14 protein-coding genes, 2 tRNA genes and 1 CRISPR repeat array (1 of these 17 cut by a window edge) are annotated in these 17200 nt (G+C 33.1%); of the genes, 9 read left to right on the top strand and 7 right to left on the bottom strand.

Annotation, left to right across the window (positions count from 1 at the left end):
* Nucleotides 1-67: 67 nt before the first annotated feature.
* Nucleotides 68-436 (bottom strand): STAS domain-containing protein, encoded by a 369-nt coding sequence (locus GM3709_RS06690; protein WP_066117572.1) that lies wholly within the window; start codon nucleotides 434-436, stop codon nucleotides 68-70.
* Between the two features lie 319 nt (nucleotides 437-755).
* Nucleotides 756-3062: a SpoIIE family protein phosphatase gene (locus GM3709_RS06685; protein ID WP_071828088.1), complete on the bottom strand. Its 2307-nt coding sequence runs from the start codon at nucleotides 3060-3062 to the stop codon at nucleotides 756-758.
* 182 nt (nucleotides 3063-3244) lie between these two features.
* Here GM3709_RS06685 and GM3709_RS06680 point away from each other — a divergent pair, with 182 nt between their 5' ends.
* Together GM3709_RS06680 and GM3709_RS06675 are read left to right on the top strand one after the other, a co-directional pair.
* Nucleotides 3245-4783, top strand: coding sequence for a serine/threonine-protein kinase (locus GM3709_RS06680; RefSeq protein ID WP_066117566.1), 1539 nt, complete (start codon nucleotides 3245-3247; stop codon nucleotides 4781-4783).
* A gap of 71 nt (nucleotides 4784-4854) precedes the next feature.
* On the top strand, nucleotides 4855-6387 hold the full coding sequence (locus tag GM3709_RS06675) for a serine/threonine-protein kinase (protein WP_066117564.1): 1533 nt from the start codon (nucleotides 4855-4857) through the stop codon (nucleotides 6385-6387).
* Between the two features lie 317 nt (nucleotides 6388-6704).
* Here GM3709_RS06675 and GM3709_RS06670 read toward each other — a convergent pair whose 3' ends face one another.
* A complete protein-coding gene (locus GM3709_RS06670; RefSeq protein WP_082712913.1) occupies nucleotides 6705-7544 on the bottom strand; it encodes an IS5 family transposase in 840 nt (279 codons plus the stop codon).
* Nucleotides 7545-7774: 230 nt separating this feature from the next.
* Here GM3709_RS06670 and GM3709_RS06665 point away from each other — a divergent pair, with 230 nt between their 5' ends.
* The 4 genes from GM3709_RS06665 (at nucleotide 7775) to psbA (ending at nucleotide 12138) form a co-directional block, all read left to right on the top strand.
* Nucleotides 7775-8326, top strand: coding sequence for a Crp/Fnr family transcriptional regulator (locus tag GM3709_RS06665; RefSeq protein ID WP_315863047.1), 552 nt, complete (start codon nucleotides 7775-7777; stop codon nucleotides 8324-8326).
* Between the two features lie 206 nt (nucleotides 8327-8532).
* Nucleotides 8533-10026: a diguanylate cyclase domain-containing protein gene (locus tag GM3709_RS06660; RefSeq protein ID WP_066117558.1), complete on the top strand. Its 1494-nt coding sequence runs from the start codon at nucleotides 8533-8535 to the stop codon at nucleotides 10024-10026.
* A gap of 93 nt (nucleotides 10027-10119) precedes the next feature.
* Entirely contained in the window at nucleotides 10120-10827 is a 708-nt protein-coding gene (locus GM3709_RS06655) for a Crp/Fnr family transcriptional regulator (RefSeq protein WP_197671870.1), read from the top strand.
* Between the two features lie 243 nt (nucleotides 10828-11070).
* Nucleotides 11071-12138, top strand: a complete 1068-nt coding sequence (gene psbA / locus GM3709_RS06650) for a photosystem II q(b) protein (protein ID WP_066117555.1) — start codon at nucleotides 11071-11073, stop codon at nucleotides 12136-12138.
* Nucleotides 12139-12474: 336 nt separating this feature from the next.
* Here psbA and psb34 read toward each other — a convergent pair whose 3' ends face one another.
* The 4 genes from psb34 to GM3709_RS06635 all read right to left on the bottom strand — a co-directional run bounded on the left by psb34 (nucleotide 12475) and on the right by GM3709_RS06635 (nucleotide 15792).
* Nucleotides 12475-12645 (bottom strand): photosystem II assembly protein Psb34, encoded by a 171-nt coding sequence (psb34, locus tag GM3709_RS20085; protein WP_144439415.1) that lies wholly within the window; start codon nucleotides 12643-12645, stop codon nucleotides 12475-12477.
* A gap of 204 nt (nucleotides 12646-12849) precedes the next feature.
* Nucleotides 12850-13914: a Fe(3+) ABC transporter substrate-binding protein gene (locus GM3709_RS06645; RefSeq protein WP_066117552.1), complete on the bottom strand. Its 1065-nt coding sequence runs from the start codon at nucleotides 13912-13914 to the stop codon at nucleotides 12850-12852.
* A gap of 218 nt (nucleotides 13915-14132) precedes the next feature.
* The gene (locus GM3709_RS06640; protein ID WP_066117550.1) at nucleotides 14133-15062 is read right to left on the bottom strand and encodes a serine hydrolase; all 930 of its coding nucleotides are present in this window, start codon (nucleotides 15060-15062) and stop codon (nucleotides 14133-14135) included.
* A 184-nt stretch (nucleotides 15063-15246) separates the two neighbouring features.
* Nucleotides 15247-15792: an HAD-IIIA family hydrolase gene (locus tag GM3709_RS06635; RefSeq protein ID WP_066117548.1), complete on the bottom strand. Its 546-nt coding sequence runs from the start codon at nucleotides 15790-15792 to the stop codon at nucleotides 15247-15249.
* 82 nt (nucleotides 15793-15874) lie between these two features.
* On the opposite strand from GM3709_RS06635, the gene plsY reads away from it, so the two are divergent.
* The 3 genes from plsY (at nucleotide 15875) to GM3709_RS06620 (ending at nucleotide 16729) form a co-directional block, all read left to right on the top strand.
* Nucleotides 15875-16507: a glycerol-3-phosphate 1-O-acyltransferase PlsY gene (gene plsY / locus GM3709_RS06630; RefSeq protein ID WP_066117546.1), complete on the top strand. Its 633-nt coding sequence runs from the start codon at nucleotides 15875-15877 to the stop codon at nucleotides 16505-16507.
* A gap of 66 nt (nucleotides 16508-16573) precedes the next feature.
* Nucleotides 16574-16655: transfer RNA gene (locus GM3709_RS06625), tRNA-Tyr, on the top strand.
* 2 nt (nucleotides 16656-16657) lie between these two features.
* Nucleotides 16658-16729: transfer RNA gene (locus GM3709_RS06620), tRNA-Thr, on the top strand.
* 214 nt (nucleotides 16730-16943) lie between these two features.
* Nucleotides 16944-17200: a CRISPR direct-repeat array (repeat unit 36 nt; unit sequence CTTTCGATCGCACAGAGAAGTAAATTCATCTGCAAC); it runs 75 nt beyond the window's last position.

Below are 17200 nucleotides of genomic sequence, written 5' to 3'. Positions count from 1 at the left end.
TAAAATCTTTTATAAATATAAAAAAGACAGTAATAAATGTTATTATTAATTTAAAATAAAGTATATTTTAATCCGTAGTTTTACTCTGTATTTTTCTTAAATAAGAATCTAATTCTTCAACACTTTGAAAAACATCAGAAATAGGTACAACTTTCACAATATCAAAAACTTTTTTCACTTGAGGAGTAGGATTAATAAAATAAATTTTTCCTTCTCTCGATTTCATCATTTTTCTAGCTTTTGCAAAAATTCTTAATCCGGCACTAGAAACAAAATTTAGTGTTTGAAGATCAAAAATAAGATTCTTGATATTAGTCTTCACTTTAGTTGTAATAAATTCATCAAGTTGAGGTGTTGTGACGGCATCAAGTTCTCCATTAAGAATAATGCAAATAGTAGTAGGTTCAGTTAGTTTACTTTGGATTTCTAATGTCATCGTTTTTGATCTAACAATTTTGATTTGAATAAATGGAAGTTTTAAACTATAGAAGTTGTTATATTTAGATCTTGCACCTTTATCATAAATTCTCGGTGACGAGAGGAAAAAGGGAAGAGGAAAAAGTTAAAAAATATTGTCGAAAGGGTAGCTATCAGATATTATTAAGTTAAACTTTTGGTCAACATTAGTAATTAGATTACTTATTCTTTAATTGAAAAAAAAGCTAAAAAATAATCCCTAAGAGCTAATTGCTACCTTCACTCATAAATTTTATAGCTCACTCAGGTTAAATTTTTTCTTTACCCTTTGATATAATCTACATTTTTTTAGTAATATTTTGATGGATCGTTAATATATTTTTACCGTTACGATAGATATAATCAATTTCCTGTGCCAACTCTTTAACTAGATAAAAACCAAGTCCTCCTTCTTCTCTTTCATCATCCATAGATAAATCAGGGGGATCAATTTCTGTCAGAGGATTAAAAGGTTTACCACTATCTTGGAAAATTATTGTTAAAGTTTTGTCTCTAATCTCAAATTCTAAATCAATGACATAGGGATCTTCATTATCTCCATAATTGATGATGTTAACCAAAATTTCTTCCACAATAAGTTGAGTATCTTGGATCGATTCCACTGTGATAAACTCTTTTTGTAGCATATACCCTATTTGGGGCTTAACTCGATCGAGTTCGGTTAATTCCTTATTAATGGTAATTTTCCATTGCAAAACATTAATCTCCTGAAAAAAGGGGTTTGAGGGATGATACTGAAGCACCAGTAAAGTTAAATCATCAGATTGGGGGGCTTCTTTGATAAACTGTTGATGATAATACTCGATGGCATAAATTACTCGTGCAGGATTATAAAATGAATTATTTCTAAGAAGATCTATTAGTCGCTCACTAGAAAAAAATTCTCCTTCGATGTTCATGGCTTCGGTAATACCATCAGTATAAAGTACAATTAAATCATGAGGCTTCAATAAATATCTATGCTCTGGATAAAAAGCATCTTCTTCTATTCCTAAAGGTGGCCCAGTTTCCAATTCTAAAAAATTAACTTTTCCTTCTCGTAACAGTAAAGGTGTGTCATGACCACCACTAGCATAGTTTAAAATACCTGTTTTTAAATCTAGCACGGCACAAAACAAGGTGACAAATAAGCATTCTTCATTATCGATGCACAATTCATGATTAACTGCTTGTAAAATTTTCTGGGGTATATCTGTCATTTTTGTAACAGTACGAATAAGAGTTACTGTTCGTGCCATTAATAATGCGGCAGGTACTCCTTTATCAGCTACATCTCCAATAATGATACATAATCGATCGTCTCCGAGAGAAAAGAAATCATATAAATCACCTCCCACTAACCTCGCTGGTTGGAATAGTGCTGATATTTCATAATCTAAATTAGAACCATCTATTACTTTAATTGACGGTATCATCGATCGTTGTATTTGAGCGGCAATGGATAGTTCACTTTCCATTTTTTGCTTGGCGGCAGTGGTTTCTTGTAACTCCTGAATATAGGTTTTTAAAGCTAAAAGCATATGATGAAAAGCCTTTGTGAGTCTGCCAACCTCATCCCGCTGACGAGTAATAGGTAATATAGTATTAAGATTACCTTGAGCAATATTTTCTGTACTAACAATTAAAGCCCGTAAAGATTTGGTTGTCTGTCGAGATATAAAAAAAATGACCAAACACATTAAAATCATATCCTTTGTCATGGATAAGATAATTGTCCAAAGATAGTTTTGACGAAATAATGTCATTTGTTTCTCAGAAATAGCAATACCTAAAGCCCAAAATGTTTTCGGTAAAATGGTGAAAATGAGAGTGCCTTGAGAATCTGTAAAAATTTGAGAAGTATTTTTTTTCGATTTAAACTCAGGTACAGTGCTATATTCAGGGGAAAACCAAGATAATGATCGTATGTTTTTCGAAGGACTCACCAACCATTGGTGTTTAGACAAATCAATCACAAAAGGTTCACCGATGGGAAAATGATTTATTTTATCGACTACATTAAGTTTACGAATGACTAAGGGTTCTAGCCAGTCTAAACTAATCTCTATGGCAACATTTAGTTGTGGTATTTTTGTTTGATTTGAATTTAAGTGATGGCAATAAATTAAATTTTGAGATTTAGAAGTTAACCAAACATGAGATGAATTACTATGACAGGAGTTGAGTAAATCGATCGAGTCATTACTTTTTAATTCTGTTAAAGTTTGAAAATTGCGACGCAAACCAAATAATTGATCATACTCTCTATTAACTTCAGAAAAACGACCAATAGCAAAGGTTTTGATGATTGACTGTTCTGCCATTAATCGATGTATTGATAATATGCTATCCTGATCAAATTCCCTTGACCCAAAAGAATCAATCACAAATTCACTATTCTTCTGTACAGATTCTAATATTCCCTCAATTTCCACCGCTACTGAATCAATTCGAGATTGAGCTACATCAGTCATCCAAGTAACGACTCCAGATTGTACAACCTGACGCATTTGCGAGTAAGACAAACTATAAATCAATAAAGCCGCAACAATACAACCAAAGATCAAACGATGGGTTATACTTCTAAATTGAAACTTAGGGAACATAGTGAACTCTAACCTATACTTTTCGGTGATTTTTGGATGATCGATCGATACCATATCATTTTTATTCTTAAATTCTCAACTCCGAACTCATTTTTTATTCTTGCTGTTGAAAAATTACGATAAACTAATAGTACGTCTTGAGATGAACAATCAAAATTAACTCACGGTCGAAAGGAGAGTGAATGAGCGTTATTTATTGCCTCAACCCCCACTGTGACAACCCACAAAATGATACCAAAACCAAAAAATGCCGAAGTTGTCAATCGGACTTAATTCTTCATAAGCGTTATGTCGCTATCAAAAAAATTGGTAGGGGTGGTTTTGGCACAACATATTTGGCTGTGGACATGGCACAAAAAAATCAATATTGTGTAGTTAAGCAGTTAGAATTGTCAGCGAATAATCCTGAAGCCCATCGTACTGCTTTGGATTTGTTTGCCAGAGAAGCGAAAACTTTAGCAAAATTGGATCATAAACAAATACCCAAACTATTAGACTACTTTGAAGAAAACGAACAATTTTATCTGATTCAAGATTTTGTTTTAGGTAAAGACTTAGAAAAAGAAATCAAAAAAGGTGGTATTTATCAAGAAAGTTCAGCTAAACAGTTTCTCCGTAAAATGTTGCCTGTTTTACAATATATTCACTCTCAAAAAGTTATTCACCGAGACATCAAGCCCGGAAATATATTACGAGAAAAACAAACTAATCAACTATACTTAATTGATTTTGGGGCAGTAAAAGAACAAGCTAGTACTCAATTAATGAATCAAAATCCTCAAAGTGCCTTTACCAAAATTTCTGTAGGTACCATGGGATTTGCACCTCCCGAACAATTAGCTATGCGTCCAGTCTATTCTAGTGATGTTTACGCTTTGGGAGCTACCTGTATCTATTTATTGACGGGAAAAGCGCCAAAAGATTTATGTGATAATAATACTGGAGAATTGGCTTGGGAAAAACACACCAATGTTACCGCAAACTTTGCCAAAGTGTTAAATAAAATGTTGGAATTAGATGTCCGTAAACGTTTTATTTCGGCTGATGAAGTAATTAAGGCTTTGGATTTAGTACCCTATGAGCAAGAATTAGCTGGTGGCATGGTAAATTTGAGTTCAGCTAAAGATACTCTTAATAGAGATACAATTACAGATGAAGATGATGAAGTTACGATCGCCAGTTCCACCTCTCAAAATCTAGCGGAAGCCATTAGAAAAAGAAAAGAAAAACAAGGAAGTAATACACCCCCCCCAAAAGCATCAAATGTTTTGCCTCCTTCCCAAGCAAAAGTTCAACTAACTCCAGAAGTGATTGTTCAAGATTATCGTCAAGGAAACCGTAATTTTAGCCAACAAATATTAAGCGAACTAGATTTACAAGGATTAAAATTAGCAGGGGCTAGTTTTTCCCAAAGTAAATTAATCGGTGTAAATTTACAAAAAGCCAATCTTTACCGTACTAATTTTTATAATGCCAACTTAGCTCAAGCCAATCTTAAAGAAGCAAATTTGCAGAGGGCGGAATTATATCGAGCTAACCTTAAAAACGCTGATTTACAGGGAGCGGATTTAACAAATGCCAATCTAACCAGTGCTATTTTAAGAGAAGCCAATTTAGGAGGAGCGAACTTAAAAGGAGCAAAAGTTGATGAAGAACAATTAAAAAGTGCTAAAACTAATTGGCGTACAGTTTTGCCTGATGGTAAACGAAAATGGTGGTAATTAATGAGTAATTAAAAAGGTAACAATTATCAATTATCAATTGTCAATTATCAATTATCAATGATTAACCTATGATTATTAGCTACTGTGTAAATCCTGATTGTAGTGAACCCAAAAATCACCCAAAATTAAAACAATGTAATGCTTGTGGTTCTAATTTAATCCTTAACCATCGTTATCGGGCTATTAAAATGTTAGGAAAAGGGGGTTTTGGAGCGACTTTTGTTGGAGTTGACTTAACAGTGGTAGGTAATCCTCTATGTGTAATTAAGCAGTTACGACCTATGGCAGAAGATGCTCAAGCCGTAAATACCGCTATTAGTTTGTTTGAAAGAGAAGCCAAAACTTTAGGTAAAATTAATCATCCTCAAATTCCTAAATTAATGGATTACTTTGTTGATAACGATCGATTTTATCTAATTCAAGAATTAATTAATGGTCAAAATTTACAAAGAGAAGTCAAAACCACAGGAGTTTATGGAGAATTAGCTTTAAGACGCTTTTTAGAAGACATCACTCCCATTCTTAAGTATCTACACTCGGAAAGAGTTATTCACAGAGATATTAAACCAGCGAATATCTTACGACAAAAAAAAGATGAAAAGTTAGTATTAATTGATTTTGGAGCAGTAAAAGATCAAGTTAACACCCAATTAGCAAAAACTTTTGGACAAACAGCCTTAACTAAATTTTCCGTCGGTACAATGGGTTATGCACCCCCTGAACAATTAGCTATGCGTCCTATTTATTCTAGTGATATTTTTGCTTTAGGGGCAACTTGTGTTTATTTGGTAACGGGTAAATCTCCGAAAAATTTTGCGATCGATCCAGATACAGGAAAATTACTCTGGCAAGAAAATGTTAACATCAGTTCAGCGTTAACTAAAGTTATTGACAAAATGTTAGCACAAGATACCAAAGAACGTTATAAAACTGTCGATGAATTAATTGAAGCCCTTAATCTCCAACCCTTTCAACAAAGTTTAAGTCAAAATATTAATAAGACTCCCTCCTCTCAACATAATGTGAAAGATTCCAACATGGGGGATGTGACAATGGCTGATGCAACCAATAGTCAGTTAAGCCAAACTTTATCCGCAACTGCAAGACTAGAAAAGGCAATTCAAGACAGAAAGAGTAATAATGCCAATAAGATAGCATCTATTAAATGGGATACAGAAAAATTTCTCACAGCTTTTAACAACGGTAAAAAAGATTTTAGTGATCAAAATTTACAAGGGTTAAACTTAGTGGGTGGTAAATTAAATAAATGTATTTTTCGTTATTCTCAGTTACAAGGAGCTATTTTTACAGAAGCAAGTTTATCTCAAGCTAATTTTTATGGTGCAGACTTAAGTAATGCCGACTTAACCAATACTAATTTAGTGCAAACTTATTTTTCTAAAAGCAATTTGGAAAACGCCGATTTAAAGGGGGCAAATTTAGGAAGTGCAGATTTAACCAATGCTAATTTAACTAATGCTAATTTATGTGGTGCAAATCTAAAAAATGCCAAGGTAAATCAACAACAATTAAAATCTGCTAAGGTAAATTGGAATACTATTTTACCTGATGGTAGTCGTCGTTGGTGGAAAATGTTTTAAAATTATTAACAATGTACGGTAACGTACAGACAAGAAAGTAATTTTATATAATTGTTATTAATAGCAAGTTTTTTTTTACACTTTGATTAATAAAAATTCAATTTCCCTCAATAGATCTCTTGCAAAATTATAATGAACATAAAAAGATGATAGGATAAGACAAAATATTAGCAATCGCCTTTAATTTAATTAAAGAAAATAAGTGCCTTTATACAGTTAATCATAATTCTTGCTTATATAATTCTCAACCTAGGAAAGTAAATACCCATTGGCGATAAAATACACAAATTAATTTACTGGATTCTTTAATATAGTTCTTAAATAATAGCTATGTCTTTTTTCACTATTTCATAGTTATAAATTCCCGCAATTAAGTTGAATCTTAACCCAAATCTTTTTCTTTTATTTCTATATTTTTCTGATAGTATTCTAAATATTTTAAGTTTTCTATTTACATGTTCAATTACGATTCTTTGTCGATTTAACTCTCTATTTTTTCTTTTTTCTTCTTGGGTTAACTTTCTTTTTTTTGTTTTCTTTTTTGGTATTTCGCTTAATTTATGAATTTTTTCTATACCTTGATAACCTTTGTCTACTAAACACTTTATTTTTTCACTTAATGGTAATCTACTGTTTTTAAAAATTTTAAAATCATGTTCTCTTCCTCGTCCATTTACATAACAAATTATTTCCAAGGTATCTTTATTAACTACTAATTGTGCTTTAAATGTATGTTCCTTCTTTTTGCCACTATAGTAAATTTTTTGTCTTTTTTTTGGTCTTTCGATTGCTATTTCAGTAACATCTATTAATACTGCCTTAATTTCATTCTCTTTTTTTATCAATTCTTTTTTACCACCTAGGGAAAAATAACCTGATTTGAGCAAGATTTTTTCAATTTTATGAACTGTTCTACAAACCGTTGATTCTGAGATATTCCAGTACTCTGATATGTGAAAATAAGTTCGATATTCTCTCAAATATTCCAAGGTTACTAAAATCTGCTCGGACACTGTTAATTTGCTTTTCCTTCCTCTTTTGTGATTGTTTTGTTCTTTTTTGACTATTTCTACTAAAAGATTATAGGTTTCTTTTTTTACTCCAAATCTCCTTTTAAACTTTTCTGGCTTTAATTTTTTTATTCTCTCAAGTTTCATAATTAAATCTTATACTTAAGGTATCCTCCATCGCCCAAAATTATAGATTATTCTGGTTAATCCTATCTCGTATTTAATTTTGCAAGAGGTCTGATAAGTTACTTCGCACTTTATCGGAGTCTGAATTTGAAAAAATCGCGCCACATTTACAAGAAGTTACCTTAACTTCCGGCACAATTTTACATGAAGCCTATGAGCCTATTCAAGTAGTCTATTTTCCTCTAACAGCAATGATTTCTTTAGTTTCTATCATGGAAAATGGATCAACTACAGAAATTGGTTTAATCGGGAATGAAGGAATGATCGGATTACCAGTATTTTTAGGTGGCGAGTTTACTATCAGTCGCGCGATCGTACAAATGTCGGGAAAAAGCCTAAAAATGAAATCCAGTATATTAGTTCGTGAATTTAAAGAAGGTGGTGCATTACAAAAAATATTACTTCTCCATACCCAAGCCCGATTAACACAAATTGCCCAAAGTGCCGCTTGTAATCGACAACACAAAATTGAAGCAAGATTAGCTCGATGGTTATTATCAGTATATGATTGTGTTTTGACTAATGAATTAGAGTTAACCCAAGAATTTATTTCTAATATGTTAGGTGTGCGTCGTGCGGGAGTTACTATTGCCGCCAATACTTTACAAAATAGAGGTATCATCCGTTATAACCGTGGGAGAATAGTCATTCTGGATCACAAACAACTAGAAGAAACTTCCTGTGAATGTTATCGAGTAGTGCAAGATGAATTTATGCGGTTACTTGGATCTCGTCGAGGCTAAAGATTAAGAAAATATAACAATGTACTATAACGTACCGACGAATTGAGAAAAAATCGCTACGATCGAGTTATAGCATTTCCTAGATTTATGAAGTGTATCTTTCTAGTTTACCTAACATATAAAACTAAGAACTTTGTAACTTTTCAGTCTGAGAATTGCTATTAAATAAATTTTCGATCGCTTTTCTAATAAAGGAGATAAAAGTCATGTCTTATCAAGTTTTTAATTCTACTTTATCCATTGTCAAAACAGAAGTCGATCAGTTTTTAAAAGATTATACGATCGATCACCCTTATCGACAAGCGTTATCTTTTCCCTATTTTCGTCAAAAATTAATCGCAAAAGTACTCAATAATATTCCCAATAATCATATTCTCATTGATGAATGTCATAGTTTTGTAGATGATATTAGTTTTTGTATTGGTTTGCTAGAAGAAAAATTACTAATTACAGCAAAAATTAATGAACAAATATCCCATATTGTTGAAGAATATAATCAGTTTAATCTTACTCATAACCCCGACTATCACCCTAAAGAAAACGCTTTAGCTAAGACTGCTCAACTATCATGGTGGATTAGAATTGATACCATTAAACCTGATATGACTTATTATTTTGGCTCTTTTGATAACTTATGGGAAGCCAAAGAAAATTGTAGTGGTTATATTGAAGATTTGATAGAAGAAAAAGCTGAAGGTATAACTTTCGATTTTCAATATATAAATCCCCCTTCGTTAACTATTGATAATGATATAGAAGATTTACGGTTAGAAAATCAACAAATATGGGAAAATTTATGGGATATTGAAGTTAAGAAAAAATACTATGAAAATTTATTCTTATTCTCTCCTGATAGCTGTTTAATCCTCGATAAAGATGGCATTATTAGAGTTATCAATGATAGTGCGGTAAATTTGTTTAAAACTCCCAGAGAAAAATTAATAAATAAATCTTTAAACTGGTTTATTAGCCCTCATAGTTTAGCAAAGTTTTTAGATTTTCTTCAATCATTCAACAACGAAATAAATCCAGACAAAACACAATCTTTTTTCTCCCTAAAATTCTCACTGCCGGATGAGTCTTTTATTATCGTCAGTATTAAAGCATCAAACATCAAAAATTTGGAGAATGATATTATTGGATGGCATTTATCCCTTCATGACGTAACTAAATTACAACAAACTCAAAATGAACTTTTCCATCAATCCCGTTATGATTCTCTTACAGATTTACCTAATCGTCGCTCATTATTAGAGTTTTTGCAAAAGATTCTTAATCAAGAAGAAAAAAATCATAGTAGTAGATTTGCCGTTTTATTTTTAGATATTGACAAATTCAAGGACATTAATGATACTTTTGGTCATTTAATAGGAGATAAAGTTTTAATTACTTTGGCGAAACGATTAATAACTTGTGTGAGAAATATTGATCATGTAGCTCGATTAAGTGGTGATGAGTTTATGATAGTTTTAAGTCATATTAATTCTTCCCAAGAAGCCAAAGATTGTGCTTATCGCATACAAAAATCATTATCTACTTGTTTTCATGTTAGTGAAAAAAAAATCATGATTAATGTCAGTATTGGTATTGTCATTGGTGATTCAAAAACCTCTAATTTATCTAATCTTTTATCTAATGCAGATATGGCGATGTATCAAGCAAAATCCAACGGAGAACTTTTTTCTATATATCCTTATTAATAAAAGTTTAACAAAAAAGTCCTAATCCTTTGTAAAAAAACTCTGTCTCCCATCTTTATCAGTTAGTATAAAATATACTAGCTTCAAATTATAGTGAGAAATAATAAAATTTTAGAGAATCAAATACTAGCGTCCATATCTCAAGATGAATATAAAATACTATTTTTCAATCTGGAAAATGTTTCTTTAACATCAGGGCAAGTGATTTATAAGCTACATCAGGAAATTGAATATGTTTATTTTCCCCTACATTCTATGATTTCTCTGGTGTCAATTCTATCGGATAAAAGCACCACTGAGATTGGTTTAATCGGAAATGAAGGATTTGTGGGACTTCCTGTATTTTTAGGGGGAAATCATGCCACCAGTGATACGATCGTACAAATTCCTGATAGTGCCATGAAATTGGATGCTAAAATATTTTTAACTGAATCTCATCGATCGGGAGAACTTCAGCGAATATTATTATTATATACTCAAGCTCGACTGACTCAAATATCTCAAAATGCTGTCTGTAAATGTCATCATTCCATTGACAAACAATTTGCTTGTTGGTTATTATTTGCCCATGATTCTGTTAATCAAGATGAATTACCCTTAACTCAACAATTTATTGCCCAAATGTTAGGAGTTAGACGATCGAGCGTTACTGAAGTAGCTCAAAAGTTTCAAAAAGCCGGTATAATCCGTTATACAAGGGGACATATAACCATATTAGAAAGAATTATTCTCGAATCCACTGCTTGTGAATGTTATAAATTTGTCAAATCAGAATTTCACAGACTACTCAACTTCACTTAAAAATTTTCTCAAAAATCACAAAAGTTTAAATTAAATTAAAATTAATTTTGATAATATAACCCTCTATGGATAAGACTTTTGCCTTTCTATAGATTCTTTTTTGTCACTTAAATAAGAATTTCAAAAAAAATTATGAAAAAACTTGACAAAACTTTATATATCCTTTAATATAATAACTATAGTGAGAAATCGCTTAATTCGTACCTCGAAAATATCATACACAAATAAAGAAATCATAAAAAGATGACTACCACTTTACAACAACAACAGTCTTCCACTTGGGAGCAGTTTTGTCAGTGGATCACTTCTACCAACAACCGCTTATATGTAGGTTGGTTCGGTACTTTGATGATCCCTACCCTCTTAACTGCTACCACTTGTTTTATTATCGCCTTTATCGCAGCTCCTCCCGTTGACATTGACGGTATTCGTGAGCCTGTAGCTGGATCTTTGTTATACGGTAACAACATCATCTCTGGTGCGGTTGTTCCTTCTTCCAACGCTATTGGTTTACACTTCTACCCCATTTGGGAAGCAGCATCTTTAGATGAGTGGTTATACAACGGTGGTCCTTACCAATTAGTAGTATTCCATTTCTTAATCGGAATCTTCTGCTACATGGGCCGTCAGTGGGAATTATCTTTCCGCTTAGGTATGCGTCCTTGGATCTGTGTTGCTTACTCAGCACCTGTGTCTGCTGCAAGCGCAGTATTCTTAATCTACCCCATCGGTCAAGGTTCCTTCTCTGATGGTATGCCTTTAGGAATCTCTGGAACCTTTAACTTCATGTTCGTGTTCCAAGCAGAGCATAACATTTTAATGCACCCCTTCCATATGTTAGGAGTAGCAGGTGTGTTTGGTGGTTCTTTATTCTCCGCAATGCACGGTTCTCTCGTAACTTCTTCTTTAGTTCGTGAAACCACCGAAACCGAGTCTCAAAACTATGGTTACAAATTCGGTCAAGAAGAAGAAACCTACAACATCGTAGCGGCTCATGGATACTTTGGTCGTTTAATCTTCCAATATGCGTCCTTCAATAATAGCCGTGCGTTACACTTCTTCTTAGGTGCATGGCCTGTCATTGGTATTTGGTTCACCGCAATGGGTGTAAGTACCATGGCATTCAACTTAAACGGTTTCAACTTCAACCAATCTATCTTAGATAGCCAAGGTCATGTAATTGGAACTTGGGCAGACGTATTAAACCGTGCAAACATCGGTATCGAAGTAATGCACGAACGTAATGCTCACAACTTCCCCTTAGATTTAGCAAGTGCAGAGCCTGTATCTGCTCCTGTAATCAACGGTTAAGTTTGATTATTAAATAAAATAATAACTGAAAAGCACTCTCTATTAATTTAGGGGGTGCTTTTTGGTGTTTGCGTTAAAATTTAAGAAATCCATGATAGTTGTAGGAGAAAAAATATTGACTATCAAAATTTAGAAACTCTAGTGTAATAACGAAAATGAGATCTACTTATTCCTTGTTTCTAATTCCTCGTCTCCCCAATCTGTTTCTTAAAAGTTAAATCCGTCTTAGTTTACTTAGCCATTAAGTCGGCTTGATACTGTCAACGGAGAACGAAAAATCTTTAATTTTCAATCCTTACAAAAATTTTTCATTCTCGTTTTAATCAGTAATTATTTTTAACTAACTGCTAAAGTTGTTAACAGTAAGGAAGTTAATAGTAATAATGCAAGAGTTCCCCATTTGAGATAATTACGTTGCTGTTCTGGAGATGGATAATTACTATAGTACATCTGGGGTTCACGGGCATAATTATTGAGAGTTCCTTCTTCGTTGATGGTAGTGTACATAGTTTATTTTTTTCTTGATTTGTTACTCTTCTAATGTAACGAAATATTGCAAATACTTGACAAAAAAAACTTTAGTAAATTCCGAACATTGACTTACGGTTTACTCTTACCTATTGCCGATGCTCAACATTTTACTCAGATGCGTCTGAACTTAGGAGAGAATAAGAATGTTTAATTTTTATATTTTCTCCCCTACTCTAAAATTTACTTCCAACCTGCTCGATCAAGTATTTTAACTGCATTAGCTAAATTAGGGCCGACTCCAGTTAAAGAACTAGAAGAAGATCTAAATGTACCAAAATTCTTTAATACAGGATCAATTTGTGCACCTTTGACTACAGGATATTCAAAGTTTCCTTTGGCAAAATAATTTTGAGCACTAGGACTGGTTAAATATTCTAAGAACTTGATTGCCCCTGCTCTATTCGGTGCATTTTTTAACACTCCACCACCACTAATATTAGAAAAAGCTCCACTTTGTCCTTTACCTTGATTGGGGAAAAACACTCCTATTTTACTAAATATTTCTTTCTTTTTAGCATCGGTAGAATTAGCATAACCGGCTAAATAATATGTATTTGCAACAGTTAGATCTGCAATACCAGCTGCTACAGCTTCAAACTGATCTCGATCGCCCCCTTGAGGTTTACGGGCGAAATTAGCTACAATACCCTTTGCCCATTGTTCAGTTTTTGCTTGTCCATCAATACCCAAAAGCCATGCAGTTAAAGATTGATTATAGATATTGGTAGAAGTACGCATAATCAATTTCCCACGCCATTTAGGATTAGCTAAATCTTGATAGGTAGATAATTGACTAGGGTTAACTTTTCCTTTTCTGTACATAATGACTCGAACTCTTGTACTAAATCCAAACCATTGATTTTTGGATGTATCTCGAAGATTTGCCGGGATCCTTTGATTTAAAGTAGAAGAATTAACTGGAGAAAAAATACCTGCCTGTTGTGCTTGCCAAATATTTCCTACATCTGCTGTCAAAAAAATATCCGCAGGAGAGTTACGTCCCTCACTTTTAATTCTTTCTAATAACTCCTCTCCTTTTCCTTCAATTAAGTTGACTTTAATTCCTGTTTGTTTTTGAAAATCTGTATATAATCTGTTATCTGTATTGTAGTGACGAGATGAATATAAATTAATCTGTTGTCCCCTTTGGGCAAAAGAAGTTTTTACGCCGGTAAATTCTGCTAAAGCTACTGCTCCTAAAGCACCGCCAGCTCCTAAGAATAATCTTCTGCTAACTTTGTTCATTTAATTTCTTTAACTATAAAATTTATCATTAATTTCCTTAGCTATTTTAACAGTATTGAGAATAAATTGCACTAATTCTAAAAATATTTGCCAAGTATGACAAAAGATTTTATTTGACAAGTTAACTTTTTTATGATTTCTAAACAAAGAATTAAACATTTTAACTAGGTTGTTTTATTTTCTATATTCTCTGTTGAAGAAAAAATTAAAATTTAAAATTAGACTATTTCCGAAAACTGACGGGAAATAAACGGTATGATGTTACGATTTTTACTGTTTTCTTTTCCTTCAGTAAAGACAATCAGAATGTAGGGTTTTTTGTCTTGGATTTCAATATAGGCACAATCATGTCGTACTGTAGAAGTCCATCCTGCTTTTGACCATAAATTACTATTATGAGGAAGACTTTCTCCTAAAAAACCATTAATTTGGTTTTCTTCTTCATTTTCTCCTAGAGTTTTACGATCGACATCTCTTTTTAATAAATCCATCATTTTTTGAGAAGCCATAGAAGAAACTGCAACCCCTCCAATGATACTATGGAATAATCTCGCTACAGCATTTGTCGTTAACATATTGCGATTATCGTAAATTTCTCCTACAAACATTCTTTCTCTACCGTAAGGGCCATCACTCCATGTTTTTTGGTTAACATTAATGGTAGATAATTCTTCCCATCCCAAAGATTGATAATATCGATTTACGATATTTCTTTGATACTTCCATGTTTCAAATGGTCCGATCGATAATTCAGCACCAGAAGTAGTCCCACTTAATACATCAACAACAAAACTGGTAGCATCATTACTAGAATCCACAATCATATCTTTTATACCACGATTCAACTCTGAAGATTCTGTAACCATTCTTCCTTGTAACCATTCATAAATAGCAACCAAATAGAATAATTTAACAACACTAGCGGGATAAATTGTTTCGACACCCCTATAACTAAAACCCTGTAAGGGATATTGCCAAAATTCTTCTGGAGATAAAGCACCACCAGTATTAACTATCACAGGCTCATCATAGACAATCCAAGTCAAAGCGATCTGATTTTTTGCTAAAGTTGGGAATTTTTGCCATGTAGCGTTAAGAATATTTTCTGCTTGAGTTGTTAACGTTTCGTTGGTAGAGAAAAAAACCATTTTAGGAGTTAGGAGTTAGGAGTTAGGAGTTAGGAGTTAGGAGTTAGGAGTTAGGAGTTAGGAGTTAGGAGTTAGGAGTTAGGAGTTAGGAGTTAGGAGTTAAAAATTAACCACAATAACCCACTGTGTAATTTATTATTATACGGAAACCAATAGTAAAAATCTCTCTTAGGGACTAAATTACTCATTCCTCATTACCCATGATTGCTAATTCTACAGTTTCACAGAGAGAATTAAAAATAGGAATAGAAATAGGATATTTCGACAATTTTGATTTGGTTTCTTCTCCTCTACCTGTTAACACTAATACAGGCTGACAATTCGCATTTATAGCACATTCTATATCACTGGGCGCATCTCCGATAAAGTACGATCGAGATAGATCAATATTGTGTTTTTGACTATAATTTAACAATAGATATGGAGATGGTTTGCGACATGGACAATTATCAGCAGGTTGATGAGGACAAAGAAGAATATCCTCGAATTTTACTCCAAATTGCCCATATTCATCTAAGATTTTTTGATGTATAGCAATGACATCATCATAATTAAAATAACCTCGGCTAATACCCGATTGATTTGTCACGATAACTAATTTATATCCTTGGGTTTGCCAAGTTTTTAAGGCTTCTTTTGCCCCTTGAGAAATATGTACTTGTTCTGCTTGACTAAGATAAGGAATATATTTTATTACCACTCCATCCCTATCTAAAAATAATGCTTTCATTTATAAGTTGACAATTAAGAGTTGATAGTTGATAGTAAATGATTAACTATTCACTATATTATTATTCACTATTCACTGATTTATGACTACTTATTTATTGATTAGTGTAAGCCTTGTTCTTGTTGCTTATATACTCGGCTCTATTCCCACAGGATATATAATAGCTCGTGCATTGAAAGGTATTGATATTCGAGAATTTGGCTCCGGTTCTACTGGTGCGACAAACGTACTCAGAAATGTAGGGAAAGGGGCAGCGATCGCTGTATTGTTAATTGATATGATCAAAGGAGTATTAGCAGTATATTTAGTCAAATTAACTTATATTTACTTCGATATATTACCAATTCAGTGGCAAGGATGGTTAATCGCTATAGCTTCATTAATAGCAGTTATTGGTCACAGTAAGTCCATTTGGCTTAACTTTTCTGGTGGAAAATCCGCCGCTATTAGTTTAGGTATTTTACTGGCAATGAATCCGGTGGTAGGATTCGGTACTTTTACTATTTTTCTGACGATTTTAGGCATTTGCAAAATAGTATCTTTGAGTTCGATCTCTGCGGCGATCGCCGTTAATATATTAATGGTTATATTTAACCCGACTATACCCTATATAAGTTTTACCATTATTGCAGGTATTTATGTAATTGTTCGTCATCGTACTAATATCGATCGAATTATAGCAGGAACAGAACCTCGCATTGGGCAAACTGGATAAAAATTAAACAAAAAAGTTGGCATTAAAAAAAAAGATGAGCTATAATTAGTAAATGTGAAAACAAATGGGTCGATGCCCGAGTGGTTAATGGGGGCGGACTGTAAATCCGCTGGCTATGCCTACGCTGGTTCAAATCCAGCTCGGCCCACTGCCTTTGTAGCTCAGTGGTAGAGCACACCCTTGGTAAGGGTGAGGTCACGAGTTCAATCCTCGTCAAAGGCTTTCGTGTGAATGTCCTTGCAATGGTAAATTACAGGTATTGTCGAATAACATTTTATCTGTCATCTTAACGAATTAATTGTCGTCTTAACAAATTCCTGTCGCTGAATCATCGTTAACAAATTAAATGTCATTTTATGATTGAACTCGTGACCTCTTTCAATCCACATATATATCTATTATAGCTATTTTTGTATTTTGCAGTCTTATAATGATCCTTTCGATCGCACAGAGAAGTAAATTCATCTGCAACTGGGGAACTCATTATATAAAAGGAAGTAAAAGAACTTTCCTTTCGATCGCACAGAGAAGTAAATTCATCTGCAACTCTGTAGTTTTTTTAGTCTTTTTTCGTTGTAACAATAGCTTTCGATCGCACAGAGAAGTAAATTCATCTGCAACTTATCAATTCCCTATTCGTGCCGATGGTGAAATAACTACTTTCGATCGCACAGAGAAGTAAATTCATCTGCA

This window comes from Geminocystis sp. NIES-3709, from assembly GCF_001548115.1.
GTDB lineage: Bacteria > Cyanobacteriota > Cyanobacteriia > Cyanobacteriales > Cyanobacteriaceae > Geminocystis.
The sequence above is the reverse complement of the archived record's forward strand: the minus strand, read 5'-3'. Positions and strand labels throughout refer to the sequence as shown.